Source organism: Duganella sp. LjRoot269, from assembly GCF_964254095.1.
GTDB classification, from domain to species: domain Bacteria; phylum Pseudomonadota; class Gammaproteobacteria; order Burkholderiales; family Burkholderiaceae_D; genus Rugamonas; species Rugamonas hordei.
In genome coordinates, this window is record NZ_CAXUSL020000001.1 from 4,874,386 (window position 1) to 4,899,077 (window position 24,692).

26 protein-coding genes are annotated in these 24,692 nt (G+C 66.9%); 18 read left to right on the top strand and 8 right to left on the bottom strand.

From position 1 onward, the window contains the following. A complete protein-coding gene (locus tag ACSQ3S_RS21760; protein ID WP_436143746.1) occupies positions 1-342 on the top strand; it encodes a nuclear transport factor 2 family protein in 342 nt (113 codons plus the stop codon). Positions 343-428: 86 nt separating this feature from the next. On the opposite strand, the gene panD is transcribed toward ACSQ3S_RS21760, so the two are convergent. The 4 genes from panD to ACSQ3S_RS21780 form a co-directional block, all read right to left on the bottom strand. Continuing rightward, the gene (panD, locus tag ACSQ3S_RS21765; protein ID WP_436145062.1) at positions 429-788 is read right to left on the bottom strand and encodes an aspartate 1-decarboxylase; all 360 of its coding nucleotides are present in this window, start codon (positions 786-788) and stop codon (positions 429-431) included. A 5-nt stretch (positions 789-793) separates the two neighbouring features. Beyond that, positions 794-2,131: a spinster family MFS transporter gene (locus ACSQ3S_RS21770; protein ID WP_436143747.1), complete on the bottom strand. Its 1,338-nt coding sequence runs from the start codon at positions 2,129-2,131 to the stop codon at positions 794-796. Between the two features lie 114 nt (positions 2,132-2,245). After that, the gene (locus tag ACSQ3S_RS21775; RefSeq protein ID WP_436143748.1) at positions 2,246-3,424 is read right to left on the bottom strand and encodes an acetyl-CoA C-acyltransferase; all 1,179 of its coding nucleotides are present in this window, start codon (positions 3,422-3,424) and stop codon (positions 2,246-2,248) included. 52 nt (positions 3,425-3,476) lie between these two features. Then, positions 3,477-4,235 (bottom strand): SDR family NAD(P)-dependent oxidoreductase, encoded by a 759-nt coding sequence (locus tag ACSQ3S_RS21780; protein ID WP_353403169.1) that lies wholly within the window; start codon positions 4,233-4,235, stop codon positions 3,477-3,479. A gap of 173 nt (positions 4,236-4,408) precedes the next feature. Here ACSQ3S_RS21780 and ACSQ3S_RS21785 point away from each other — a divergent pair, with 173 nt between their 5' ends. The 8 genes from ACSQ3S_RS21785 to ACSQ3S_RS21820 are packed head-to-tail and all read left to right on the top strand — an operon-like array spanning position 4,409 to position 11,482. Then, positions 4,409-5,671, top strand: a complete 1,263-nt coding sequence (locus tag ACSQ3S_RS21785) for an acyl-CoA dehydrogenase family protein (protein WP_436143749.1) — start codon at positions 4,409-4,411, stop codon at positions 5,669-5,671. A 46-nt stretch (positions 5,672-5,717) separates the two neighbouring features. Beyond that, a complete protein-coding gene (locus tag ACSQ3S_RS21790) occupies positions 5,718-6,404 on the top strand; it encodes a carboxymuconolactone decarboxylase family protein (RefSeq protein WP_353403167.1) in 687 nt (228 codons plus the stop codon). A gap of 43 nt (positions 6,405-6,447) precedes the next feature. Then, positions 6,448-7,620 (top strand): acyl-CoA dehydrogenase family protein, encoded by a 1,173-nt coding sequence (locus ACSQ3S_RS21795; protein WP_413448797.1) that lies wholly within the window; start codon positions 6,448-6,450, stop codon positions 7,618-7,620. A gap of 8 nt (positions 7,621-7,628) precedes the next feature. Then, positions 7,629-8,645 (top strand): phosphotransferase family protein, encoded by a 1,017-nt coding sequence (locus tag ACSQ3S_RS21800; protein WP_353403165.1) that lies wholly within the window; start codon positions 7,629-7,631, stop codon positions 8,643-8,645. Beyond that, positions 8,642-9,034 (top strand): DUF6285 domain-containing protein, encoded by a 393-nt coding sequence (locus ACSQ3S_RS21805; RefSeq protein WP_353403164.1) that lies wholly within the window; start codon positions 8,642-8,644, stop codon positions 9,032-9,034. The genes ACSQ3S_RS21800 and ACSQ3S_RS21805 overlap by 4 nt, the downstream gene beginning before the upstream one ends. 60 nt (positions 9,035-9,094) lie before the next feature. After that, complete coding sequence (locus tag ACSQ3S_RS21810; protein ID WP_436143750.1) at positions 9,095-9,550, top strand: Zn-ribbon domain-containing OB-fold protein; 456 nt, start codon at positions 9,095-9,097, stop codon at positions 9,548-9,550. Continuing rightward, complete coding sequence (locus tag ACSQ3S_RS21815; RefSeq protein ID WP_353403162.1) at positions 9,543-10,697, top strand: thiolase family protein; 1,155 nt, start codon at positions 9,543-9,545, stop codon at positions 10,695-10,697. Before ACSQ3S_RS21810 ends, ACSQ3S_RS21815 begins: the two co-directional genes overlap by 8 nt. A 2-nt stretch (positions 10,698-10,699) precedes the next feature. Then, positions 10,700-11,482, top strand: coding sequence for a DUF2889 domain-containing protein (locus ACSQ3S_RS21820; protein WP_436143751.1), 783 nt, complete (start codon positions 10,700-10,702; stop codon positions 11,480-11,482). A gap of 7 nt (positions 11,483-11,489) precedes the next feature. Here ACSQ3S_RS21820 and ACSQ3S_RS21825 read toward each other — a convergent pair whose 3' ends face one another. The 4 genes from ACSQ3S_RS21825 to ACSQ3S_RS21840 are packed head-to-tail and all read right to left on the bottom strand — an operon-like array spanning position 11,490 to position 15,685. Further along, positions 11,490-12,281, bottom strand: a complete 792-nt coding sequence (locus ACSQ3S_RS21825; protein WP_436143752.1) for an SDR family NAD(P)-dependent oxidoreductase — start codon at positions 12,279-12,281, stop codon at positions 11,490-11,492. A 23-nt stretch (positions 12,282-12,304) separates the two neighbouring features. Further along, positions 12,305-13,375, bottom strand: a complete 1,071-nt coding sequence (locus tag ACSQ3S_RS21830) for an acyl-CoA dehydrogenase family protein (protein ID WP_436143753.1) — start codon at positions 13,373-13,375, stop codon at positions 12,305-12,307. Beyond that, entirely contained in the window at positions 13,372-14,547 is a 1,176-nt protein-coding gene (locus tag ACSQ3S_RS21835) for an acyl-CoA dehydrogenase family protein (RefSeq protein WP_436143754.1), read from the bottom strand. The genes ACSQ3S_RS21830 and ACSQ3S_RS21835 overlap by 4 nt, the downstream gene beginning before the upstream one ends. 28 nt (positions 14,548-14,575) lie before the next feature. Then, positions 14,576-15,685 carry a phosphotransferase family protein gene (locus tag ACSQ3S_RS21840; RefSeq protein WP_353403157.1) on the bottom strand — a complete coding sequence of 370 codons (1,110 nt, stop codon included), beginning with the start codon at positions 15,683-15,685 and terminating at the stop codon, positions 14,576-14,578. 188 nt (positions 15,686-15,873) lie between these two features. Here ACSQ3S_RS21840 and ACSQ3S_RS21845 point away from each other — a divergent pair, with 188 nt between their 5' ends. The 9 genes from ACSQ3S_RS21845 to ACSQ3S_RS21885 all read left to right on the top strand — a co-directional run bounded on the left by ACSQ3S_RS21845 (position 15,874) and on the right by ACSQ3S_RS21885 (position 24,690). Next, a complete protein-coding gene (locus ACSQ3S_RS21845; protein ID WP_436143755.1) occupies positions 15,874-16,563 on the top strand; it encodes a carboxymuconolactone decarboxylase family protein in 690 nt (229 codons plus the stop codon). Beyond that, the gene (locus ACSQ3S_RS21850) at positions 16,564-17,598 is read left to right on the top strand and encodes an NADP-dependent oxidoreductase (RefSeq protein WP_436143756.1); all 1,035 of its coding nucleotides are present in this window, start codon (positions 16,564-16,566) and stop codon (positions 17,596-17,598) included. It abuts the gene before it with no gap. 11 nt (positions 17,599-17,609) lie between these two features. Then, positions 17,610-19,271, top strand: coding sequence for an enoyl-CoA hydratase-related protein (locus ACSQ3S_RS21855; RefSeq protein WP_436143757.1), 1,662 nt, complete (start codon positions 17,610-17,612; stop codon positions 19,269-19,271). Positions 19,272-19,375: 104 nt separating this feature from the next. Beyond that, entirely contained in the window at positions 19,376-20,170 is a 795-nt protein-coding gene (locus tag ACSQ3S_RS21860; protein WP_353403153.1) for an enoyl-CoA hydratase/isomerase family protein, read from the top strand. Positions 20,171-20,205: 35 nt separating this feature from the next. Further along, complete coding sequence (locus ACSQ3S_RS21865) at positions 20,206-20,529, top strand: EthD domain-containing protein (RefSeq protein WP_353403152.1); 324 nt, start codon at positions 20,206-20,208, stop codon at positions 20,527-20,529. A 25-nt stretch (positions 20,530-20,554) separates the two neighbouring features. After that, positions 20,555-21,352 carry an SDR family NAD(P)-dependent oxidoreductase gene (locus ACSQ3S_RS21870; protein ID WP_353403151.1) on the top strand — a complete coding sequence of 266 codons (798 nt, stop codon included), beginning with the start codon at positions 20,555-20,557 and terminating at the stop codon, positions 21,350-21,352. Further along, entirely contained in the window at positions 21,345-22,880 is a 1,536-nt protein-coding gene (locus ACSQ3S_RS21875) for a class I adenylate-forming enzyme family protein (protein WP_436143758.1), read from the top strand. Before ACSQ3S_RS21870 ends, ACSQ3S_RS21875 begins: the two co-directional genes overlap by 8 nt. Continuing rightward, the gene (locus tag ACSQ3S_RS21880) at positions 22,877-23,494 is read left to right on the top strand and encodes a TetR/AcrR family transcriptional regulator (protein ID WP_353403149.1); all 618 of its coding nucleotides are present in this window, start codon (positions 22,877-22,879) and stop codon (positions 23,492-23,494) included. The genes ACSQ3S_RS21875 and ACSQ3S_RS21880 overlap by 4 nt, the downstream gene beginning before the upstream one ends. An 11-nt stretch (positions 23,495-23,505) precedes the next feature. Further along, a complete protein-coding gene (locus ACSQ3S_RS21885) occupies positions 23,506-24,690 on the top strand; it encodes an acetyl-CoA C-acyltransferase family protein (protein WP_413448784.1) in 1,185 nt (394 codons plus the stop codon). Positions 24,691-24,692: the final 2 nt, after the last annotated feature.

A 24,692-nucleotide genomic window follows, 5' to 3' on the forward strand; every position in this document is an offset into this window, starting at 1 on the left:
ATGAACCAGAACAAGCTGCGCAAAGCCGCCGATGCCTTGATCGCTGCAACCAATTCCTTTGACGTCACGCACGCGCTGGTACTTTTTAGCATGGACGCAGTGATTGACGACCCGTCGACAGGTCATTGTTTCAACGGCCATGCCGGCGTGCGTGACTACATAGAACGGTATTTTATCGGCTACCACACGGTGACCCGTTTCCTGTCGATGGAAAGCCTCGGTGACAGCAGAGCCCGGGTGCGGGTCGATTTCACAGGTGATTTCGGGCATGAAATCGGCTGGCTGGAAATAACGCTGAATACTGAAGGGAGTATCAGCCGCATCGATGCCAATCTCGAATAAAGGACTCGAACGCTCGACCTCAACCTTGGCAAGCTTGCGTCCAACCGAGCTACTCCCGCATGCCCCCACTTCCATTGCACTTCCTATTATTTTTTCATCCCGGTGATTTTGTTGCTCGGGTCAACGAAAACGATTTTGGGGAGGTAACTGCTGGCCTGCTCTTCCGTCATCGGCGCGTAGGTACAAATAATCAGCAAGTCGCCCAAATGGGCACGGCGGGCGGCGGCGCCATTCAGGGAAATTTCCCCGCTGCCGCGCACACCGGGAATCGCGTACGTCGAGAAACGTTCGCCGTTGTTCACGTTGTAGAGCTCGATTTTCTCGTTGACCCGGATATCGGCCGCTTCCAGCAAATCGACATCGATCCCGCAGGAGCCTTCGTAGTGCAGGTCGGCCTGGGTGACCGTGACGCGATGAAGCTTCGAGCGCAGCATAATGCGTTGCATGGACATCATGATTTCCCCAAAGTGGCCAGTTCGGCAGCGTCCGCGCGGACGCTGTCATTTCCCTCGACCGGCAGCATCTCGCGCGGCAGCAGGCTGGCGGCGCGCCAGAACAAGCCGGCCGCCACCAGCGAAAACAGCACGGCGATACTGAGCGCGTAGCGCAAGGAGTCGCTCGCCATGCCGAAATGCGCCACGAAAAAGTCGCTGACCATGCCGGTCGCCAAAGGACCGAGGCCCAGGCCGAACAGATTGAGCACCAGCATCAGCACGGCCGAGGTGAAGGCGCGCATGCTGGCCGGCACCAGCATCTGCGCCACCGCGATGACCGGCCCGTAATACACCAGCATCATCGTCAGCGAGATGGCGGCCATCGTCAGCGACAGCGTGAGCGACTCCACCAGGTATTGGGCCAGCGCCGCCGGCACCATGATCAGCAGCGCCACCGCCACCACGCGCAGGCGGCCGCGCGGGTCGCGCTGGCCGAAATAGTCGGACAGGCGGCCGCCCAGATACATGCCGACCGCGCTGCCGACACCATTGAGCACGGCCAGGTAAAACGATACCTGCGACAGCGTCATGCCGTGCACGCGGACGTAGAACGGCGCGCTCCAGGCATTGACCGAGTACCAGGCGAAGGCATGAAAGGCGCCGGCCGCAGTGAGATAGCGGAACGCGCGCAGCTGCCACAGGTGGCGCAAGGCTTGCGCCACCGTCGGCGCCACCGCGTCCGCCAGCTTGGGCGGATCGTAACGGCCGCGCTGCGGCTCGCGCATGGTCAACAGTACCAGCGGCGCCAGCAGCAGCCCCGCCCCGCCGATGATGGCGAAGGCGGCCCGCCAGCCGACCGCCTGCTCAAGCGCCCCGGCGCAGGAAAATCCCAGCATCAGGCCGGCCGGCAGCGACAGCCCCCAGAACGCCAGCGCCGTGGCGCGCGTCTTGGGCGGATAGATGTCGGCGATGATCGAATGGGTGGCGGGAATACTGCCTGCCTCGCCGACCGCCACGCCGATGCGGAACAGCACCAGCCCGGCAAAGCTGCTGGCCAGGCCGGTGAGCGCCGTCATGCCGCTCCAGATGGCCAGCGAACCGGCCACCAGCCGCGAGCGGTTGGCGCGGTCGGCCAGGCGGGCGATCGGCAGGGCCAGCGTGGCATAGAACAGGGCGAAGGACAGGCCGGTCAGCGCGCCGAGCTGGGCGTCGGACAGGCCAAGGTCGCTCTTGATCGGCACCTGCAGGATAGACAGGATGGTGCGATCGATATAACTCAATACCGACACCAGGAACAGCAGGAACAGCACATAGCGGCGCTCCCGGATTTGTTGGCGTGTGTGCGTGACGAGCATGGTGACCCTTGTGGCAGTAATGGACGGCGCCCTGACGCCGCGCCCCGTCCGGGGGCGCGGGTCCGGCGATAAAAACAAGCATATCGACCGACTGGTCGGGTGTCAATCTTTTCCTTACAACACTTCGAACAGGCCTGCAGCCCCCATGCCCGCCCCGACGCACATGGTGACGACGACATATTTGACGCCCCGGCGCTTGCCTTCGATGAGCGCATGGCCAACGAGGCGGCTGCCGGACATGCCGTACGGATGGCCCATGGCGATCGCCCCCCCGTTGACATTGAAAATGTCGTTCGATATGCCGAGCTGGTCGCGGCAGTAAATCGCCTGCACGGCAAAGGCTTCGTTGAGCTCCCACAGCCCGATATCGTCCACCGTCAGCCCCGCCCTTTTCAACAGCTTGGGCACCGCGAACAAGGGACCAAGCCCCATTTCCGCAGGCTCGCAACCGGCGACGGCAAAGCCCCGGAATACGCCCATCGGCTGCAGTCCCTTGCTGGCCGCCGCGCGATCGCTCATCACCACGCAAGCCGACGCGCCGTCCGACAACTGGCTGGCGTTGCCGGCGGTGACGACCCCGCCCTCGATCACCGGCTTGAGCTGCGCCACCGCCTCGTAGGTGGTGCCGGCGCGTATGCCCTCGTCTTCGCCGGCGACGACCTCCGTGATCGTTTCGACCTTGGTGTTCTTGTCGACCAGCCTGGTCTTGACCGCGATGGCTTCGATCTCCTGCGCGAACCTGCCGTCCAGCTTGGCCTGGGACGCGCGCTGCTGGCTTTGCGCGCCATAGTGATCCTGGGCTTCGCGCGAAATCCCGTACTTCTTCGCCACGAACTCCGCCGTCTGCAACATCGGCCAATACACGTCCGGCTGGTGGCGCAGCAGCCATTCGTTTTCGAGGTTCAGCTTGTTAAAGTCATTCGCCACCATCGAAATCGACTCGACCCCGCCGGCGACGAACACCTCGCCCTCGCCGGCGCGCACGCGGTAGGCGGCGTCGGCGATCGCCTGCAGTCCGGACGAGCAGAAACGGTTGACCGTCACCCCCGGCACGCTGACGGGAAAACCGGCGCGCAGCGCGATTTGCCGCGCGATATCGTAGCCCGTGGCGCCTTCCGGCGTGGCGCAGCCCATAATGACGTCCTCCACTTCGCCCGGGTCGATGCCGGCGCGCGCCAGCGCGGCCCGCACCACATGTCCACCCAGATCCGCGCCATGGGTCATATTCAGCGCACCGCGCCAGCTCTTGCAAATCGGGGTGCGCGCGGTCGATACTATCACTGCTTGGGTCATGATATTCCTTTAGATAAAACGGTTGAATGGGGAATGCAAGACACGGTCGCGTCTACTGCGCCGTGAACCCGCCATCGACGATCAAGTCCGTACCGGTCACATAGCTGGACTCGGCCGAAGCGAGGTAATAAATTGCGTCAGCGATTTCGGCGGGCGTGGCGAAGCGCGCCATCGGGGTCGCATCGATCAGGGCCCGGCGTTTTTCCCCGCTCATTTTCTTGGCGCCTTTGCGCTGCATTTCCACGTAGCCGGGCAAGACACTGTTGACCCGTATGCCATTGCCCGCCGCCGCGCATTCGAGCGCGGCCACCTTGCTAAGCTGGCGCACACCGCCTTTGGATGCGGCGTAGGCGGCATTGTTGACCGTGCCCACCGTGCCGATGATGGAGGATACATTCACGATCGCGCCGCCGCCATGGCGTGCCAGCGCTTCGATGCCGTGCTTCACCCCCAGGAACACGCCGTCCAGATTGACCGACGTGACAAAGCGCCAATCGGCCAGGCTGGTATCGACGATCGCCCCGGGCCGGCCGACACCGGCGTTATTGACGACCACGCCAAGGCGCGAAAAGCGCCGCTCGATCTGGCGCATGATCCGTGCCCAGTGCGCCTCGCGCGTCACGTCCAGCACCATGCCGTGCACATCGAGCTTCTCCCGCGCCAGTTCGCCGGCGGCCCCGGTCACCGTGGCTTTGTCCAGATCGGCGATGATGACCGTCGCTTGCGCCTCGGCGAAGCGTCGTGCCGTCGCAAAGCCGATCCCCGACGCACCGCCGGTGACCAGCACCACCCTGCCTTTCATTGCGCTCATTGCCAGCTCCTTGTTGAACCAATATCGACCGACCGGACGGTCGCATTCATGGAGTGTATCGTCGGCGGCGCAAAATTGTCAAGCCCGCATGTCGCAACACAGTCGCCGCTTGACAACCGACCGGACGGTCGATTATTCTGAATGCATCCACATCTCTTGAGAAAGCCTTCCCCATGGATTTCGAACAGTCAAAAAAATCAGTCGAATGGATGGAAAAGGTTCGCGCCTTCATGGACGAACATATCTATCCGGCCATCCCGATCTACGAGGAGCAAAAGAAGACCATCGACCGGTGGAAGGAAACGACGCCGATTTTTGAGGAGCTCAAGGCCAAGGCGCGCGCCGCCGGGCTGTGGAACCTGTTCATGCCGCCGTCGGAGCACGACGACGAATTTTTCACCAGCGTCGGCCTGACCAATCTGGAGTACGCCCCGATCGCCGAACTGATGGGACGCGTGTACTTCGCGTCCGAAGTGTTCAACTGCATGGCGCCGGACACGGGCAATTTCGAAGTCCTGCACCGCTACGGCACGCCGGACCAGAAGCGCCGCTTCATGCTGCCCCTGGCCAACGGCGACACCCGCTCCGCCTTCCTCATGACGGAACCGGCCGTGGCCTCGTCGGATGCCAGGAATATCCGCACCGAGATCCGCCGCGACGGCGACGAATACGTCATCAACGGCCACAAATGGTGGTCGTCCGGCGCCGGCCATCCGCACTGCGCGTTCTTCATCGTCATGGGCAAGACCGATCCGGATGCCGAAACCTACCGCCAGCAATCGATGATACTGGTGCCGGCCGACACGCCCGGCATCAAGATCGTCCGCCACCTGGAGGTGTTCGGTTTCGACCACGCGCCGCACGGCCACTTCGAGATCATCCTGGAGAACGTCCGCGTGCCGGCCGAGAACATCATCTACGGCGAGGGCCGCGGTTTCGAGATCGCCCAGGGCCGCCTCGGACCGGGCCGCATCCACCACTGCATGCGCAATATCGCCACGGCCGAGGTGGCGCTCGAGAAGATGTGCGTCCGCCTGATGTCGCGCGAGGCCTTCGGCAAGCGCATCCATGAGCATTCGCTGTGGGAGGAACGCATCGCCCACGCGCGCATCGACATCGAGATGGTCCGCCTGCTGTGCCTGAAAGCGGCCCATATGATGGATACCGTGGGCAACAAAGTCGCGCGCAATGAAATCGCCATGATCAAGGTCATCGCGCCGCGCGTGACCCAGAAGATCGTCGACATGGCGATCCAGGCGCACGGCGGCGGCGGCGTGGCCCAGGACTTCGGCCTGGCCGAGATGTATGCCAACACGCGCATCGTCCGCCTCACCGACGGGCCGGACGAAGTCCACTGCCGCACGGTCGCCCAGCTGGAGTGCAAGAAATACGAGGGCCGCGACTACGCCAGCATCAAGGCGTATATGAAGTCCTAGGACGCTCGTACAATGCATCCAACGTTGATCACATAAAGGACAGCCCGTGAACCCGAATAGCCCACTGCTCGATTCCAATTTATTACGCCGCATCGCCCCCCTGACACTGGGTGGCTACGGGCGTTTCCGCCACATCGTCAACGAGGACGGCGCGCTGCCGGCGAAGGTCAAGGCCCTGTGCGTCGCCGCCGCCGCGACCAGCAAAGGCTACCACGACATGGCCAGCCGCGAACTGCGGCGCGCGCGGGACCTGGGGCTGCGCTTCGACGAAGCCGCCTCCGCGGCCATCGTCCTCAGCAGCGTGCGCGGCGAGGCCGCTGCGCTGAAATTCCTCGAGCAGCTCGAGGCCGCCTATCCGGGCCAGCAGCAGGACGCGGCGGCACTCCAGGAAATCGAGGTCGCTCCCGGCGAGGCCGAAAAAAACTTCCTCGCCTACTTCGGCTCCATGCCCCCTTCTCTGGGAAAATTCTTCGACGTGCTGCCGCTTGGCGCCGACGCCTACTACCTGATGCGCGAAGGAACCATCAACGGCACGCCGCTCGGCAAGAAATTTTCGGAGCTGCTGCTGGTGACGGTTCTGGCGGCCGACTACAGCCCCCTGGTGTCGGTGCATATCAAAGGGGCCCGCACGGCGGGCGCCAGCGAAGCCGAGATCGCCGAGGCGATCGTGTGCGCCGTGATCACCAGCGGCCTGTCGGCCTGGGTCAACGGCGCCAACGCCATGGACGCGTGAAGCAGCCGCTCAACCACTTACCCGCATATTCAGGAAACACTTTATGGACTTTTCGCTTTCCCCGCAACTCGCCGAACTGCAGGAGCGCGTGCGCGTCTTCATTCGCGAGAAAATCATCCCGTTCGAGCGCGATGAGCGCCTGACCGCGCACGGCCCCACCGAGGAGCTGCGGCACGAACTGGTCGCGCTGGGCCGCGCGGCGGGACTGCTCTCGTCCCATGTGTCGGCCGCGTTTGGCGGTCTCGGCCTGGATCACCGCAGCAAGGCCATCGTCTTCGAGGAGGCCGGCTACTCCCTGCTCGGCCCGATCGCGCTGAATATCGCCGCGCCCGACGAAGGCAATATGCACTTGCTCGAAGCGGTCGCCGGCGAGGAGCACAAGCAGCGCTGGCTCAAGCCGCTCGCCGCCGGCCAGATCCGTTCCTGCTTTTGCATGACGGAACCGCCGCCGGGGGCCGGCTCGGATCCGTCGATGCTGCTCACGACGGCGGTGCGCGACGGCGACGATTTCGTCCTCAACGGCAGCAAATGGTTCACCACCGGCGCGCAGGGCGCGTCGATGGCGATCATCATGGCCAAGCTCGAGGACGGCCGCGCCACCATGTTCCTGACCGACACCGACCGCCCCGGCTTCATCGTCGAACGCCTGATGAACTCCATGGACCGCTGCTTCCCCGGCGGCCACGCCGTGGTGCGGCTGGAGAACTTGCGCATCCCGGCGCGCGACATCCTCGGCGAGCCGGGCGAAGGCTTCAAGTACGCGCAAGTGCGGCTCTCGCCGGCGCGGCTGACGCATTGCATGCGCTGGCTCGGCGCGGCGCGGCGCGCGCACGACATCGCCACCGACTACGCACGCCGGCGCAGCGCCTTCGGCAAGCCCCTGGGCAGCCACGAAGGCGTCAGCTTCATGCTCGCGGATAACGAAATCGATCTGCACGCGGCGCGCCTGTCGATCTGGCATACCGCCTGGGTGCTCGACCAGGGCCGCCTCGGCATCCACGAATCGAGCGTCACGAAAGTGCTGGCGTCGGAAGCTCAGTGGCGCGTCGCCGACCGCTGCGTGCAGATACTGGGTGGACAAGGCGTGACCGACGAGTCCGAGGTCGCGCGCATCTTTTCGGACATGCGCGCCTTCCGCATCTACGACGGCCCGTCGGAAGTGCACCGCTGGAGCATCGGCAAGCGGGTGGTCAACGGCATCGATCGAAACCGATGAGTACAGCCATGAACGACACCTCACGCGCCGCGCTGGCCGCTTTCATCGCCAGGCACGGCGGCGCCAGCCAGGCCGACATCGTACAAATGTCGCAGCTGTCGGGCGGCGCCATCCAGGAGAACTGGCTGGTCCGGTCGGAACTGCCCGACGGCCCGATGGCCGGCACGCTGGACCTGGTCGTGCGCACCGATTCGCCATCCGGCGTGACGCAAAGCCATAGCCGGGTCGAGGAATTTGCCTTGCTGCAAGCGGCATACCGGGCCGGCGTGACCGTGCCCGAGCCGCTGTGGCTGTGCCAGGACCCGGAACTGATCGGGCGCCCGTTTTTCGTCATGCGGCGCGTGGCCGGGACGGCAGCCGGCAGGGTGCTGGTCAAGGACCTCGGCTACGGCGGCGACCGCGGCGCGCTGGCCGAGCGCCTCGGCGAGGAACTGGCGCTCATCCATGCCATCAGGCCGCCCCACGAATCGTTGGCCTTTCTGCCCGTCCCGACGGCGGCGCCATCGGCGCTGCTGATCGCGCGCGTGCGCCAGTTCCTCGACGAGACGCAGCTGGCGCGGCCCGCGCTGGAATGGGGCTTGCGGTGGCTGGAGCTCCATGCCCCGGCCGCCGAAGATGTCGTGCTTTGTCATCGCGACTACCGGACCGGCAACTACATGGTCGACGAGCACGGCCTGACCGGCATCCTCGATTGGGAGTTCGCAGGCTGGGGCAATCCGCTCGAGGACATCGGCTGGTTCTGCGCAAAATGCTGGCGCTTCGGCGCCGCCGACAAGGAGGCCGGCGGCATCGGCCAGCGCGAGGACTTCTATCGCGGCTACGAAAGGGTGGCCGGCGCGCCGCTGGCACGCGACGCCGTTCCTTACTGGGAAGTGATGGCGCACATGAACTGGGCGCTGATCGCCCTGCAGCAGGCGCAACGCCATATGTCCGGCAACGAGCGGTCCTTGTTCCTCGCGCTGACCGGCCACATCGTGCCGGAACTCGAATACGAAATCCTGACCATGACCAAGGAGATGCAATGAGGGAAGAACCGCTAGGCGACGCATTGCTGGAAGCCGCCCATCAAGTACTCAAGGACGAGCTGATCCCCGCCCTGCCCGCCGACCGGCGCCACGCGGCCCTGATGGTGGCCAGCGCCATGGCCATCGCCATGCGCCAGGCGCGCGGCGGCCAGGGGCGCGAACGCCAGGAGCTGGCCGCGCTGGCCAGCCTGCTGGCCGGCGCACCATCCACCGTGGCCGCCGCGAGCGACGACGTGCGCGCGCGCCTGCAGGCGCTCAATCGCGCTTTGGGCCAACAAATCCGCCATGCCCCCCCGGGCACGCCGCCGCTGGCGCCGGGCGTGCACGCCCACCTCCTGCACTGCGCCCGGCTCACGCTGCTCGAGAGCAGCCCCAAGTACCTGAAATAGCGGCGGCGAGCACGCCTGTAGTCCGCCGCCCCGTACCCCCTTCCCTGAGAGGACCATTCCATGTCTACCCCTCCCCTGCTCGTCTCCGACGCGCTGATCGGCTTTCAAGACGGCCAGCCGCATCTGCTGGGCAGCCAATGCGCCGATTGCGGCGAAACCTATTTTCCCGCCGCGGACAGCTGCACCCGCTGCCGGTGCGCGCGCATGCAAGCCTGCGATCTCGGCCGCACCGGGTTGCTCTGGTCCTGGACCGTCCAGGACTTTCTGCCCAAGGCGCCCTACAACAGCGGCGAGACCGCCGAGACGTTCCGGCCCTACGGCGTCGGCTACGTGCAGATGGCCTGCGGGATCAAGGTCGAGGCGCGCCTGACCGAGGCCGACCCGGAGCGGCTCGCCATCGGCATGCCGATGGCGCTGGTGCTGTTGCCCTACCGCGTCAACGCGCAAGGCGAATCCATCCATACCTTCGCGTTCCAGAGCGCGCCCGACAACCATCAAGGAGCCCGACATGCATGACGACGTCGCCATCATCGGTATCGGCATGCACCCGTTCGGGCGCCACGACGCGCTCAGCGGCCGGGCGCAGGGTGCGCTGGCGCTGCGCGCCGCGCTGCAGGACGCCGGCGTGTCCTGGGACCAGGTGGGCGTGGCCTACGGCGGCAGCCATGACGCCGGCAACGCCGACGCCCTGTGCAACGACCTGGGCCTGACCGGCCTGCCCTTCATCAACGTCGCCAACGGCTGCGCGACCGGCGGCAGCGCGCTGGCCAGCGCCGTCGCGGCGATCCGCTCGGGCATGGCCGAGATCGCCGTCGCGGTCGGCTTCGACAAGCATCCGCGCGGCGCCTTCAATCCCCATCCGCGCGACTGGGGCCTGCCCGACTGGTATGGCGAAACCGGGCTGATGCTCACCACCCAGTTCTTCGCGCTCAAGACGCGCCGCTATCTGCACGAACACGGCATCGAGGAAGCGGCGCTGGCGCGCGTCGCGCAGCGCGCCTTCCGCAACGGCGCGCTCAATCCCCATGCGTGGCGGCGGCGCGCCCTGTCGTTCGAGGAAATCGCCGCCTCCATGCCGGTGAACCTGCCGCTGCGCCAGTACATGTTTTGCAGCCCGGCCGAAGGCGGCGCGGCCCTCGTGCTGTGCAGCGCGCAGGCCGCCAAGCGCTTCCAGGCCAAGCCCATCGTCGTCAGGGCGGCCGTGGTGCGCACCCGCCACCACGGATCGTTCGAGGTGTTCAGCCCTGCGCTGGCGGCGCAACAGGCGCCGGCGCCCACGGTGACCGCGTCGAAGGCCGCCTTCGAACTGGCCGGCGTCGGCCCGCGCGACATCGACGTCATCCAGCTGCAGGACACCGATGCCGGCAGCGAAATCATCCACATGGCGGAAAACGGCTTTTGCGAGCACGGCGAGCAGGACCTCCTGCTGCGCACCGGCCAAACGGACATCCACGGCCGCCTGCCGATCAATACCGACGGCGGCTGCATGGCCAACGGCGAACCGATAGGCGCCTCCGGCTTGCGCCAGGTGATCGAGATCTGCAGCCAGCTGCGCCAGGAGGCCGGCCAGCGCCAGGTTGCGGGCACGCCCCGGCTGGGCTACACCCACGTGTACGGCGCGCCCGGCGTGAGCGGCGTGACCATCCTTGAGCGCCGGAGCTAGGCATGCCCTGGGAGAAGCAACTGGCCGACATCCCGCTCGACGGCATATTCCGCCGCCAGATCGACCTGCGCGCATGGGACGAGCACACCGTGGTGGGCTGGCTGGAGGACGAATTCCACCACTTCGGCGTGACGCTCACCCATGACGGCGGCCGCATCCGCGACCTGCGCGTGGCCACGCCGCGCCACCCGTGGAGCACCTGCGCCGGCGCCGGCGTGCCGCTGCGCGCCCTCATCGGGCAACCCCTGACCGGCCGCTGCGCCGCAGCCGGAGCCCTGGTCGACATGCGGCGTAATTGCACCCACCTGCTCGACCTGGCCAGCCTGGCGGTGGCGCACGCCTGGTCGGGACGCATACAGCGCCGCTATCACGGCACGGTGCAAGCCTTATCGGATGTGGTGGACGTCGCCGCGCGCGGCGCGCTGCGCGCCACCCTGCGGCGCGACGGTCGCGAAGTTCTCAGCTGGGACCTGCTCGGCTACGCGATCACGGCGCCCGAGACGATGGCCGGCCGCAGCATCCTGCACGGCTTTCGCGAATGGACCGACGGCCTCGATGCCGCCGACGCGGAAGATGCGCTGGTCCTGCGCAGGGTGGCTTTTGTGTCGTTCGGCCGGCGCGTCGATATCGAGCGGTTTGCGGTCGCGGCCGAGCTGGGGCAAGGTCCGGTGTGCCACACGTTCCAGCCGGAGCGGAGCGCCATCGCCTTGCGCATGCCCACTCCCCCGCGCCGCTACGATGCGGCGGCCGACGCCATGCTTGAGCATATCGACAGGCAACCCTGATGAGGCCTCACAGCCCGTTGATGCTGTGGCCGCCGTCGACGACCAGCACCGCCCCGGTCATGTACGAGGATGCTTCGCTGGCCAGCAGCAACAAGGGGCCGCTAAGCTCGCGCCCCAGCCCCAGGCGGCGCTGCGGGATGCGCTTGACGAGCGCGCGGCCCGCCTCGCCGGCGAAGAACTCCTCGTTCAGCGGTGTTTCCACATAGCCGGGCGCAAGCGCGTTGACGCGGATTCCGTGGCGCGCCAGCTCAAGCGCCATCGCGCGCGTCAGCTGCAGCAGCGCCGCCTTGGAGGTGGCGTACGCCGGCAATTGCTGCGCCACGCGCAGCCCCAGTATCGAGGCCACATTGATGATGCTGCCCGCCTTGCCGGCCTGCTGCATCAGGCGCGCGCTGCGCTGCGCCACCCGCCACGCGCCGTTCAGGTTTACGTCGATGATCTGCGTCCAGTCCTGCTCGCTAAGTTCCAGAAAAGGCTTGGTCTGGGTGATGCCCGCGTTGTTGACCAGGATGTCCGGCACGCCCACCTGTTCGGCCAGCTCGTCCATGGCCGCGTCGACGCTGGCCGGATCGGCCACGTCCATCAGGATGGCGTGGGCGCGGATGCCAGCTTGTTCCATCGTCTGTACCAGTCGCTGCCCCTGGTCCAGCCGGCGGCCAGCCACGATCACCGTCGCGCCCGCCTTACCGAGCACCTGCGCGAAGCCACGGCCGAGGCCGCTGAAGGCGCCCGTGACCAGGGCGATTTTTCCGCTCAGGTCAAACAGGTCGGCAGGAAGTACGCTGGATGAATCAGACATGATGGGGGAACCCGAAGAAGTGTTCAAGATACGGAAAGGAAACGCGCGAACTGCTGCTCGCGGTCGCCGAACAGGGCGGCGCCGACCATCAGCCGCCGGAAGTAGTGGCTGACGTCCAGCTCTTCGGTCAGGCCCAGGCCGCCGTGCATCTGGACCGCCTCGTTGGCGACCTTGCGCGCCGCCTGGACGATATAGGCCTTGGCGCCGCTGATTCTGCCGGCGCGCCCGGCGGCCGGCAGCGCCATCGCGTGTTTCGCATCGACGGTCAGCGCCGCGATTTCCTGGGACAGGAAAAACATGTCGACGGCGCGGTGCTGCAAGGCCTGGTTGGTGCCGATGGGCTTGCCGAACTGGCTGCGGACCTTCAGGTAGTCGACCGTGGTGTCGACCAGCTTGCGCACGATGCCGAGCGCTTCCGCGCATTGGGCGACGGTGGCCAGGTCGAGCGCGTCGGCGATCACCTCGGCGGCATCCTCGCCGCCGCCGGCGAGGCGCAGCGCGCGCGCCTGGTCGAAACGCATATTCGCGGCGCCCCGGTCATCGACCAGGCGGAACGCCGTCCTCGACACACCCGTGGCGGCCGGATCGACCAGGTACACTTGCGGCGCGGCGCCCGCCGCATCGTCGACGGCGCTCACCAGGATCAGGTCGGCGATATCGCCATGCAGGATAGCCTCCGCCGCGCCGCTGACCCGGCCATCGCTGACACGGAGCGGCGCGCCTTGCGCGTAGGCCAGCTTCAGGCTGCCGTCGGCCAGGCGCGGCAGCAGTTCGGCGCGCTGCGCGTCGCTGCCCAGCCGCCGCAACAGTTCGGTGCCGACGATGGCGCTGGCCAGCACCGGCTCCATCAGCAGGCGCGCGCCGACCGTTTCCATCAGGGCCGCCACCGCAAACACGTCGGCGTCCAGGCCGCCCGCGTCTTCCGGCAAGCGCAGCGCAAGCCAGCCAAACGCGGCGTAGTCGCGCCAGGCCGCCTCGCTGTATCCGGCAGGCTGGGTCAGGACCCGGTGCCGGTCGAGAAAGTTGTACTTGTCTTCCGCATAGCGCCGGACGCTGTCGTCCAGCATATTGGCGGTTTCAAAATCAATATTCATAAGCCAAGCACGCCTTTCGCGACGATATTGCGCTGGATCTCGGAGGCGCCGCCGAAAATGGTGGCGGCGCGGTTGTAGAGGTGGTCCTTGACGATGCCGCCGGCGTCGTCCGGCCCCAGCGGCGGCGCGCCGGCCGCGTGCAGCGCGGCCTTGTCGTAGGCGATGCCGGCCGGGCCGAGGACATCGATCAAGGCCTCGGCGATATCCTGATACAGCTCGGTGCCGCGCAATTTGATGAAGGACGCTTCGGCGCCATGGTCGGTGCCGCGCATCATCGCCTCGACCGCCTGGTAGGCGGCCTGCTCCAGCGCCATGAAGCGCAGTTCCAGCTCGCCGGCGCGCCGGGCCTGCGCACCTCCGGTCTCCGCGGCGAGCGACTTCAGGCGGCGCAGCGCATGCCAGGCCGTGCCGATGATGGCGCCGGCGGTGCGCTCGTTCTTGAGCAGGAACTTGGCGTAGGTCCAGCCCGCGCCCTCCTCGCCGACCAGGTTTTCCACCGGTACGCGCACCTTGTCCAGCCAGACTTCGTTCACATGGTGATAGCCGTCCATCGTCGGAATCGCCTTGACGCTCACGCCGGGACTGCGCATATCGATCAGCAGAAACGAGATGGCCTTCTGCGCCTGAGCCGCGCCGGCCGTCTTCACCAGGCAGAACATCCAGTCGGCCCATTGCGCGTACGTGGTCCAGACCTTCTGCCCGGTCACCACGAAGGCGTCGCCGTCGCGGATGGCTTCGGTGCGCAAGCTGGCCAGGTCGGAACCGGCGCCCGGTTCGGAATAACCCTGCGCCCAGAATTCGCCCGTGTTCCTGATGCCCGGCAGGAAGCGCGCCTTCTGCTGCTCGGTGCCGAAGCTGTAGATGACGGGACCGACATACTTGACGCCGAACGGTATCACCCAAGGACACGCCAGGCGCGCCAGCTGGTCTTCGAAGGCAAAGCGTTCCAGCAGCGACCAGGCCTGGCCGCCGTGCTCCTTCGGCCAGTGCCCGATGGCCCAGCCGTTGTCGTTCAGCAGGCGCATCCACTGCACGTAGTCATCCTTGTCGAGCACCTGGTGGCGCGCCGACTTGCTCTTCAACGCGGCCGGCATGTCGCGCTCGTAGAACGCCAGCACAGCGCGCTTCAACTCTTCCGCCCGCGCCCTGGCGGTGCTTACTGGATCAGTCATCTGAGCCTCTGTTAGTTTGGTGTCGGCGTCAATCGCCGTTGGCGATCTTCCATGCCGCCTTGGCGAGGGGACCGATATTGGCGGCGATTTCGGCCGCGTTGGCCGACGCGGCGTTGCCGTCCCGCAGGCGGTGCGCGATGCCCTGCAGGATGGCGGCGGTGCGGAACAGATTGAACGCGCGGTAGAACGGCAGCGTCGCCTGCAACGCGAAGCCGGTGCGTTCGCAGTAGCGCGCGATGTATTCTTCCTGGCTGGGAATGCCCAGCGCCTTCAGGTCGGCGCCGCTGAGCGTGCCGCGCGCATCGACGCCGGGCGGGCGGTACCACTCCATCATGTGGTACATCAGGTCGCCGAGCGGATGGCCGAGCGTGGACAACTCCCAGTCGAGCACGCCGACCACGCGCGGCTCCGTGGGGTGGATCAGCAGATTGTGGAACGAGTAGTCGCCGTGGACGATGGACGACAGGCCGTCGTCCGCCGGCAGCGCGGTGGGCAGCCAGGCCATCAGCTGGTCCATCTCCGGCACGTCCTGGGTGCGCGACTCATCGAACTGGCGCGACCAGCGCGAAATCTGGCGCGCGAAATAGTTGCCGGGTTTGCCGTAGTCGGCCAGGCCGATCGCCGCGAAATCTACCGTGTGCAGCCGCGCCAAGGTCGCGTTGGCCGAATCGAAGATCGCCGCCCGCTCCGCCGGGTTCAAGTCCGGCATCCGGCAGTCCCAGAAGATGCGTCCCTCGACATGGCTCATGACATAGAACATGCTGCCCAGGACGTCCCGGTCGGTGCACAGCAGCAGCGGCTGCGGCACCGGAAAATCGCCCAGGCCGGACAGCGCCGTCATGACGCGGAACTCGCGGTCCACCGCATGCGCCGATTTCAACAGCACGCCCGCCGGCTGCCGCCGCAAGACATACCTGGCGTGCGGCGTCTCGAGCAGGTAGGTCAGGTTCGATTGCCCGCCCTGGAACTGCCGGACCGTCAGCGGCCCGGCGTAGCCCGCCAGGTGTTGCCGCAAATAGTCATGCAAGCGGTTCCTGTCGATCTCGGCCGCCAGCCGGACGTCGCCCAGTTCCCCGATATAGGTTTTCGGTGCGCTGGCCGACGCGGCGCCCGGTGTTTCCAATTTGCTGCTCGTCATTGATATGCCCATGGCTTGAAGGAATTTGCAATGAATTCTATCGACCGACCAGTCGGATGTCAACAACACGATGCGCCCCTGTCGATAATTGACAACCGACCGGACGGTTGATAACATTCAGACGTGCATGGGCTATGCTGGCTGTGCGTCCGCCCCGTCTTTTCCACCTTTTCCCTGGGAGTTACCTCGTGACCGACACCAACGCTTTGCTGCAAATAGAGCTGCTGAAACAGCTGGCCCCTTTCACCCGCTCCGGCTATGCCATGTTCCGCGAGGTGATCGACACCGACGGCGCGATGCCGGCCAAGCTCAAGCGGCTCTGCGCGGCGGTCGCCGCCGTCAACCGCGGCTATACCGACCTGGCCCGCAGCGAGTTGGGCGGCGCAGCGGCGCTGGGTTTGACGCGCAACGAAGCGGCCAGCGGCCTGATCTTGCTGAGCAGCCTGCGCGGCGAAGGCGCGGCGCAGGCCTTCGATGGCGTCATCCGCCACGTGTATCCCGACGCCGCGACAACCCCGCAAGGCGCCGCGCTGGAGCGGGCCGGCGCGGGCGAGGCCGAGGCCAATTTCAAGGCCTACTTCGGCACCGTGCCGCCGGCGCTGGCCATCCTGCTGCGCCTGGTGCCGCGCGGCGCGGACGGCTACTACCTGATGCGCAAGGGCACCATCGACTGCAACCAGCTGGACCGGAAATCCGCCGAGCTGATGCTCATCGCGGTGCTGGCCTCGGACTACAGCCCGATGGCGGCGACGCATATCCGGGCGGCCCGCGCGGTCGGCGCGAGCGACGCGGAGATGGCCGAAGCGATCTTGTGCGCCGTGCCGTCGGCCGGCATCGCCGCCTGGATGAGCGCCGGCATGCTGCTGGAAGCGCAATAGATGGCGGCGCCATCCAACCGCCAGTGGCTGCTTGCCCGCCGCCCCGCCGGCCCGATGATCGCGGCCGACCTGGTGTCCGCGCGCGCGCCGGTTCCGCAACCCGGCGAAGGCGAGGTGCTGGTGCGGGTCAAGCTGCTGTGCATGGACCCGACGATCCGCAATTTTCTCGATGAAGACCCGGGTTACGGCTTGCCGGTCGCCATCGGCGGCCAGATCCGGGGCATGGCCGTCGGCGAAGTCGTGCGGTCCAGGTCGCCGCTGCTGGCCGAGGGCGCGCTGGTATGGGGTTTCGGCGCCTGGAGCGACTATGTGACGGGGCCGGCCAGCCGGTTTTTCCCGCTGCCCGCCCACTACGGCTATGCCCTGCCCGTCTATGCGCATGCGATGGGCACGATCGGCCTGACCGCCTGCCACGGCATGTTCGACATCGCCGCCCTGCGTCCCGGCGACAACGTCCTGGTCAGCGGCGCCGCCGGCGCTGTCGGTTCGCTTGCCGGCCAGTTCGCGCGCCTCGGCGGCGCGGCCAGGGTGGTCGGGATCGCCGGCGGTCCGGACAAATGCGCGCGCGCCGTGCGCGACTACGGCTACGACCTGTGCCTCGACTACCGGCGGCCGGAGCAGCTGGCGGCCGCCATCGGCGCCGCCTTCCCGGACGGCATCGACGTGGTGTTTGAAAACATCGGCGGCACCCTGCTCGACGCCGCCCTCGGGCATTTGCGCAAACACGCGCGCGTCGCGCTGTGCGGCATGATGTCGCGCTATGGCCAGGGCGCGGCGGCGCCGGGCTCGGACGCGCTGTGGAACCTGGTCGTCAACAGCGCCCGCATCGAAGGCTTCTTGGTCAGCAACATCCTCCACAACCACAGCCGCACCGGAGCCATGCTCGCGCGCATCGATGGCTGGATCAAGTCCGGCGCGCTGCGCTACGACATCGACGTGCGGCATGGCTTTGAGCAGGTCCCCGCCAGCTTCGACTGCCTCTTTTCAGGCCGCCACACGGGGCGCCTGGTGGTGCAGCTCGACGATCCCGATTGAGCGGGGCCGCCATGGATCCCGTCAGCTATCAGCCGCACGGCCGCATCGCCGTGCTCACCGTCAACCACCCGCCCGTCAACACCCTCAGCCTGGACGTGCGGCGGGGCTTGATGGCCGCCATCGAGCGCGCGCTGCATGACAACGCGGTCGACGCCATCATCATCATCGGCGGCGGCGCCACCTTCGTGGCCGGCGCCGATATCAACGACTTCGGCAAGCCCTACGCGCCGCCGTCGCTGTACGCCATCATGGATCTCATCGCGGCGGACGCCAAGCCGGTGGTGGCCGCCATCCACGGCAACGCCCTGGGCGGCGGCATGGAACTGGCCCTGAGCTGCCAGTGGCGCATCGCCGCGCCAGGCGCCATGCTGGGACAGCCGGAAGTCAAGCTGGGCCTGATGCCCGGCGGCGGCGGCACCCAGTGGTGGCCCCGCCTGGCCGGGCCGGAAATCGCGCTGAACGTGTGCACCGGCGGCGCCCCGCTCGATGCGCTGCGGGCGCATGCCTGCGGCGTCGTCGACCGCATCGCCGGGGGCGAACTGCTGGCCGATGCGCTCGCGTTCGCCGACGACATCGTCAGCGGCAGAATGGCTCGCCGCCGCCTCGTCGAGGCGTCGGACAAGATACGCGGCATCGACCCGCAACTCTTTTCCAGCTACCGCGCACGCCACCGCGAACAGTGGCGCGGCTTGCTGGCGCCATGGAAGATCGTCGACTGCATCGAAGCGGCCTGCCGCTTGTCCTTCGCCGACGGCTACGCGCTCGAACGCAAGGCTTTCCAGGAGTGCGAGCACGGCCCGCAGAGCCAGGCCATGATCCACCTGTTCTTCGCCGAACGCGCCGCCGCCAGGTGGCCGGGCGCGCAGCCTGCCCGGCCCGCCCCGCCCCTGCGAACCGTGGGGCTGGTGGGCGCGGGCACGGCCATCGCCGCGCTGGCCCGGCGCCTGGCGCATGCCGGGGTCACGGTCGCCGTCGACGCCGACGGCCCCGGGGCGCTGGCGCGCTGCGACCTCATCATCGCGGCGGCCGGCGACGACGGGGACGCGACAGCGGCGCTGCTGCGCCGGCTCGACCATAGCGCCGGACCCGACACGATCCTCGCCGTCATGGGCGCCACGCCCGCACTCGATGCGCTGGCCGGGCTGACCGGCCGGCCGGACAGGGTGATCGGCCTGCAAGCCTGCCTGCCCGGAACTGCGGACGGCCTGCTTGAGATCTGCCACGGCGACCGCACCGATCCCATCGTGCACGCGATCGCCGCGCGGCTCGCGCGCCAGCTGGGCGCGGCGATGGTGTTGACCGGCCAAGGCGCGCGATCGCTCGCGCGACGCCTGCGCGAGGCCACCCGCGCGGCAGCGGCAGGCCTGATGGCCGAAGGCGTCGCCCGCGCGGCGATCGTGGACAGCCTGCACGCGTTCGGGTTCGGCCAGGACAGCATCGGCGCGCTGTGCCCCGCCGGGGGCCAGCCCCCGCCCGGCGCGCGCGCCGTCATGCGTGGCGAGGCGATCCTGGCGCGCCTGCTGCACGCCATGGCCAACGAAGGCGCGCGCTGCATGGCGGACCGGCTGGCCCTGCGCGCCGGCGACATCGACGTGGCGGGCGTTCATGGACTCGGCTTCCCCGCCCATCACGGTGGCCCCATGCATTGGGCCCAAGGTTTTGCGCGTTTATGATTGACAAAAAAACTGCGCATGGTATATTTGCCCATGAGCCGACCGACCGGTCGGCCGTTAAATGCGATGAGCGGGATTCCCGCCATTCAACTAGGAGATTTCACATGCTGGAGAAAGACGTCATTCAATACGAGGTTGCGGACAACGGTATCGCGACGATTTGGCTGAACCGCCCGCACAAGCGCAATTGCGTCAGCCCCCAGCTGCTGCGGGAACTGGAAGTGGCCGTCGATCGCGCGGCCGAGGATGACAAGGCGCTGGCCGTCGTCTTCCGCGGTCGCGGCAATACCTTCTGCTCGGGCGCCGACCTGGATCAGCTGGTCGGTCCCGTGCTGCAGGAAACCCGCACCTCGCTGCAGTTGGCCATCGACTCGGCCCGCACCTACGACAAGATCTTCAACATGCGCAAACCAACCATCGCCGCGGTGGAAGGCTATGCGGTCGCCGGCGGCTTCGAGCTGATGATCTCCTGCGATTTCGCGCTGGCCGCTTCCGAAGCCAAGATCGGCGACTTCCACATCCGTCGCGCACTGTTCGGCGGCGCCGGCCCGATCTACCGCCTGCCGCGCATGATCGGCATGCGCCGCTCCAAGGAGTTGATGTTGACGGGCAAATTGCTGTCCGGTGACAAATGCGCAGAATGGGGACTCGTCAACGAATCCGCGCCCGCCGCCCAATTCGACCAGCTGATCCAGGACTTCTGCGCCCCGCTGATCGACAAGAGCCCGTTCTGCATGTGGATGACGAAGATGGCGGTCAATCGCGGCCTGGACGCCGACACCAACACCCTGATCACCCTGGAAACGATGACCTGCAACGTCGTGCACCATTCGGAAGATGCCAAGGAAGGCGTGCGCGCCTTCCTCGACAAGCGCACTCCGGTATGGACCGGCCGTTAATTTATCGAAAGGAGTAGCAAATGTCAGTCAGCCTGGTGGTGTTATCGTCGCGTCCGCCCGATTGGACGCCCGAGCAGTTCACGACGTGGTGGCGGGGCGAGCATGCCGATTTCGGGCGTCGCCTGCCCGGCCTGCTGGCCTACCGCCATGGCGAGGTCGTGTTCGACTACGACCATCCGGACCAGCCGGCCTGGGATGGCAACGCCGTGCTGACGTTTGCCTCGCGCGAGACGCTGGACGCCGCGCTGAAATCGCCCGAGTGGGCGGCCGCGGTCGCGCATGTCGGCAAGATGAAGGGCAAGCGCATCGCCCTGATCACCGACGACGTCGACCTGATGGCCGCGGGCCGGGTCGTTTGAAGAGTTCATTACGCGAAAGCACATAGTGAAAGAAAACCTCATACCGGGCTTCATCGCCCAGCAGTTCAGGCTCGACGGCAAGGTGGCGCTGATCACCGGCGGGCGCGGCGCGCTGGCCGAGGCCATCGCGGCGGGCCTGGCCGATCTCGGGTGCGCCGTCGCGCTGGCCTCGCGCCATGAAAAGGAGTGCGCCGGCGTGGCGGCCGACATCGCGCAACGCTTTGACACCAGGGCCATCGGCTTGCGCTGCGATGTCTCGAACGAAGTCGAGGTCGAGGCCGCGGTCAAGGCGACCGTGGACCAGCTAGGCGGCCTCGACATCCTTGTGAACAATGCCGGCGCCTCGTGGTGGGGCTTGCCCGAAGAGATCCCGCTGTCGGGCTGGCGCAAGGTCGTCGACGTCAACCTGACCGGCACCTTTCTCGCGTGCCGTCATGCGGCGCGGCACATGATCGGCCACGGCGGCGGCGCCATGATCAATGTCGCCTCGGCCGGCGCCTTCATGTCCTACACGCCGGATGCCGGCCAGGTCGTCCCCTACACCACCACCAAGGCGGCCATGGTCCACCTCACCCGCGACCTGGCCGCGCAGTGGGCGCACCACGGCATCCGCGTCAACGCGGTCGCGCCCGGCTCTATCGAGACCGGCATGACCGAAACCCTGGACCACGACATCCAGAACAAGCTCATCGAAAACATCCTGCTGCGGCGCTTCGCGCAACCGGGGGAAATTGTCGGCACGGTGGCCTTGCTCGCGTCGGCGGCCGGCAGCTTCATTACCGGACAAACGTATGTTGTTGATGGAGGCCAGACAATTGCTTAATACCAAACACTACACCGCCGGCGACCTGGCCTGGAGCGACGCCTCCTTGTGGGAGCAATTCTCCGAACTCGCCGCCGCCGCGCCGCATGCGCTGGCGGTCGTCGGCCCCGACGGCCAGCTGTGGACGCGTGAGGACATGCGAAAAATGGCCTTGCTGGTGAGCGAGGCGCTGACGCGCGGCGGCGTGCGGCCGCATGATCGCATCATGCTGCAAGGGAAAAAATCGGCGCCCATCCTGGCCGCCGCGCTGGCGATTTCGGCGGTCGGCGCGATTGCCTGTCCGTACACGCCGGACCTGGGCGGCGCCGAGCGCGCTGTGCTGGACGAGCGCCTCAATCACATCGCCAGCATCGGCGACGACGCGGGCGTGGAGATCGACGGCTTGCCGCAGCTGAAATTACAGCTGCGCGAACGCTCGCTGCTCGGTCCCGCGGACGAGCGCGACGCGCAAACGGCGCTGATCGGCTTTACCTCCGGCACCACCGGCGTGCCCAAGGGAGTCATGCATGGCCCGGCCGCGCTGAACTACACGGTGCGCGCCTGCAGCCAGGTCGCGCGCCTGGAACCGGGGGATGCCATCCTCGGCATCGTGCCGCTGGGCAGCGCGCCCGGCTTCACCTTCACCGCGCATTTCGCCTTGTCCATGGGCCATCCCCTGATCATGATCGCCCCATGGGATCCGGTGAAGACGCTCAAGGCCATCGACGTCTACCGCTGCCGCTGGGGCATCTGCGTGCCGACCCACCTGGCCACGCTGATCGAGGTGGCGCGCCTGAAGGGCTGGCACAACAGCAGCCCGCTCAAGGCGCTCGGCGTGGGCGGCAGCGCGATGACGCCTGAATTGATACAGGATGCGAAAAGCATGCTCGGCATGACCGCCCTGCGCATGTTCGGCATGTCCGAGTGCATGGGGCACGCCTCGGTCGGCCTCGACGACGACATCGAACGCAAGATGCATTCCGACGGCAAGTCCTTTCCCGGCACCCGCGACGAAGCCTTCGGCGCCGACAATGAATTGTTGCCGCGCGGCCAGCGGGGGCAAGCGGGCGTGCTCGGACCGTCGTCGTTCCTCGGCTATTGCATCGGCCTGGGCGAACAGGAACACCGGCTCACCAGCGAGGGTTTCTTCCTCACCGGCGACGAGGTCATCGTCGGCGAGGATGGCTACCTGAAGGTCGTCGGACGGATCAAGGACCAGATCATTCGTGGCGGCTACAACATCGATGCCTCGGAGGTCGAGGCGGCCCTGCTGCGCCACCCCGCCATCGCCATCGCCATCGTGGTCGCGGTTCCGGAAAAGCGCCTGGGCGAACAGGCTTGCGCCGTGTGCTGCATCCGCGAGGGCAGCGCGCAGCCGACGCTGGACGATATCAAGGAACACCTTTTGCAGATCGGGCTGTCCAAGAAAAAATGGCCCGAATATCTGCTGGTGCGCGAAGACATGCTCTACACGGCCACCGGCAAGATCGACAAGAAACACATCGCCAAGGCCGCCATTGAGCAGCTTGGTCTAGGCGCTCAGAAATGACGCGGATACGCAAAACCACGGCGGCGCACGATGAGAAGCGCCTCGAAATCATCGCCCATTGCGCCACGCTGTTCGACCGCGTCGGATTCCATGGCACGTCGATGCAAATGCTGGCCGATGAAGTGGGCCTGGGCAAGCCGACGCTGTACCACTACTTCGCCAGCAAGAACGATATTCTGTATGAGATGCACCAGATGCATATCGATGCGCTGATCCACAGCCTCCAGGTCGATATGGAGAGCGCCGCTACCAAGCCCGCCGAGCTGCTGGAAAAGGCGTGCGCACAAACGCTGCGCGAAATCGCCCGGCATCCCGGCTATGTCCGTGCCTTCATGGACCACTACACGGAACTGGCGGGCGCGCAGCGCACCGAGATGCGCAAGCGGCGCAACGAGTATTTCACGCGCATCACCGACATCATCGGCAACGGCATCGCCGCCGGCAAGTTCCGCGACGTCGACGTCGAGCTGGCGACCCTCGCCTTCGTCGGCATGTGCAACTGGGCCTACAAGTGGTATCCCAAGATGGCGGACAAGACGCCGCCGGAACAGATGGCCCGTTCGCTCTGCGGTATTTTTCTCGGCGGACTGCTCGCGCAGTCTCCATCTATTTAAGGAATCAAGCAATGACACAACGGGATGTAGTCGTGACGGGCATGGCCCGCACAGCGATCGGCAGCTTCGGCGGCAGTCTCAAGGACGTAACCTTGGCCGGCCTGGCCACCACCGCCGTGCGCGCGTCGCTCGAGCGGTCCGGCGTGGCGCCGGCCGAGGTGGGACACGTGGTGATGGGCAATGTGATACCCACCGAGCCGCGCGACGCCTATCTGAGCCGGATCGCGACGATCGACGCCGGCATGCCTCACGCGACGCCGGCGTTCAACGTGAGCCGCCTGTGCGGCTCGGGACTGCAGGCCATCGTCTCGGCGGCACAGGCGATCCTGCTCGGCGACACCGACGTCGCGATCGGCGGCGGGGCCGAATCGATGAGCCGCGGCGCCTACCTGATGCCGGCGGCGCGCTGGGGCGCGCGCATGGGCGACACCGCCGTGCAGGACTTCATGGCGACGATCCTGCTCGATCCATGGCAGAAGAATCATATGGGCGTGACGGCCGAAAACGTGGCCGAACGCTATGGCATCACGCGCGCGATGCAGGACGAGCTGGCCCTGGAGAGCCAGCGCCGCGCCGCGCACGCCATCGCCGCCGGCTACTTCAAGGAGCAGATCGTGCCGGTCGACGTTTCCACGCGCAAGGGCACGCTGATGTTCGACACCGATGAACACGTGCGCGCCGGCGTCACGCTGGAAGGCCTGGCCGCGATGAAGCCCGCGTTCAAGAAGGATGGCACGGTCACCGCCGGCAACGCCTCGGGCATCAACGACGGCGCGGCCGCGTTGACGCTGGTCGAAGCGCGGCATGCGCAAGCGCTGGGCCTGCGCCCGCTGGCGCGCCTGGTCGGCTACGCGCACGCCGGCGTCGATCCGCAATACATGGGCATCGGACCGGTGCCGGCGACCCGCCTGCTGCTCAAGAAGGTGGGACTCACCATCGGCGACATCGACGTGATCGAGGCCAACGAGGCGTTCGCCGCGCAAGCCTGCGCCGTCGCGATGGAGCTGGGCTTCGATCCGGCGCGCGTCAATCCGAACGGCTCGGGCATCGCCCTCGGCCATCCGGTGGGCGCGACCGGCGCCATCATCGCGGTCAAGGCGATCAGCGAACTGCGGCGCACCGGCGGGCGCTATGCGCTGGTCACCATGTGCATCGGCGGCGGCCAAGGCATCGCGGCCATCTTCGAGCGCCTGTGAGC